At 42.4% G+C, this 1,684-nt stretch carries 2 protein-coding genes; both read right to left on the bottom strand.

The features are described 5' to 3' along the window. A partial coding sequence (locus AKL11_RS26135) for a hypothetical protein (protein ID WP_216636852.1) occupies positions 1–215 on the bottom strand: 215 nt, incomplete at its 3' end. Positions 216–657: 442 nt separating this feature from the next. Next, positions 658–1,431, bottom strand: a complete 774-nt coding sequence (locus tag AKL11_RS24320; RefSeq protein ID WP_157673762.1) for a hypothetical protein — start codon at positions 1,429–1,431, stop codon at positions 658–660. Positions 1,432–1,684 lie beyond the last annotated feature (253 nt).

Raw genomic sequence — 1,684 nt, 5'->3', positions numbered from 1 at the left:
TTATAATAAAATGTTGGTTCTATATCTTCTAAAGGTACCAACTCATCGTGAGTTACAGGCAGGTCAAAATAGTCTGAATTATTTGGAGTATGACGGCTTGGGAATATGGATTCTACCGAAGAGCATTGGGTAAAGCCATACGACAAGTCATAGGTGTTTTCATCAGCGTGCGACAGGTTGAAGTAATCTGCTGATTCTGCCTCTTGTATTTGCACTGACCTTCCAAACATGCTCGGTTGTATAGTTGAATTTCGGCTCGGTATTTCGCATTCCTTAATGCTGCAACCGTTGGAGCCTAGAGTAAAGTGTATGTTGTCCATCATGATAACCCACACTATAAATGATTTATTGGCAGCTCTTTGCTTAATATGATGTGCTTATATAGCTTTCCATCTGTTACAAGTCGCGTGACTACAGGTAGGGAGTCCAACACAGAGACTTTGCAAATCTCAGGAGCTAGCAGGAAATCTAGTTCAATTATGGAAAACAGTGAGTTTTCAGTGACAGAAACTGTTGGCTTGGTGCAATGTTGCCAGTAGTTTCGCTTCAGGTCTTCATCACAGTTTAACCATTTTACGGGCGTGCGCAGCTAACAAAAAAATCGAGTTCGTTCCGCTGCGCTCCACCGGACGCGCCGCACATTTTGGCGTTAGCTGCTCATTTTTTGCTCTGATTCAAAACTGCAGCTGAAGCATTTTTAGCTGCAATTTTTGCCTGTTCTCTATCGCCTGTTCTTGATAGAACATCATGATAAGCCTTCTGGTAAGCCTTCTGGTTAGTCTTATATTTCTCTGATTGTCGGTAAGCCTTACATTTCTCTGATTGTCGGTAAGCCTTCTGGTACGCCTTATATTTCACTGATTGTTGGTAAGCCTTCTGGGAAGCCTTCTGGGAAGCCTTCTGGTAAGCCTTCTGGTAAGCCTTATAYTTCTGTCGGTAAGCAGTCCAAGAGTCTTTTCGACTCTTGGACTGCTTGGTGACATTTAAAGGGCAAGGGGATTCCCCTGCAGCTTCTTCCTTAGTTTGTTGTTTAGCGTGCTCATGTGTAGGCTTTACTATCGCTACTGGTCTATATGCAGTATTGCTGATGCGTACATCAATCGGGAGGGGGGGAGTTRACCGAGGATATTCTACAACGTCTGAATATACGGAATAACTTTCTGGGAAAAGCGTAGATTTCGTGTGTGAAGCAGTGTTTGATTCTGCTTCATTTTCGTTATAATAAAATGTTGGTTCTATATCTTCTAAAGGTACAAACTCATCGTGAGTTACAGGGAGGTCAAAATAGTCTGGATTATTTGGAGTCTGACAGCTAGGGAATATGGATTCGACTGAAGAATATTGGGTCAAGCCACACGACAAGTCATGGGTGTTTTCATTGGCGTGCGACAGGTTGAAGTAATCTGCTGATTCTGCCTCTTGTATTTGCACTGACCTTCCGAACATACTCGGTTGTATAGTTGAATTTCCGCTCGGCATTTCACATTCTTTAATGCTGCAACCGTTGGAGCCTAGAGTAAAGTGTATGTTGTCCATCATGATAACCAACACTATAAATGATTTATTGACAGCTCTTTGCTTAATATGAAGTGCTTATATAGCTTTCCATCTGTTACAAGTCGCGTGACTACAGGTAGGGAGTCCAACACAGAGACTTTGCAAATCTGAGGAGCTAGCAGGAAAT

Source organism: Endozoicomonas ascidiicola (assembly GCF_001646945.1).
Lineage (GTDB): Bacteria > Pseudomonadota > Gammaproteobacteria > Pseudomonadales > Endozoicomonadaceae > Endozoicomonas > Endozoicomonas ascidiicola.
Note: the sequence above shows the minus strand (reverse complement) of the source record. Positions and strands in the feature narration are given on the sequence as shown.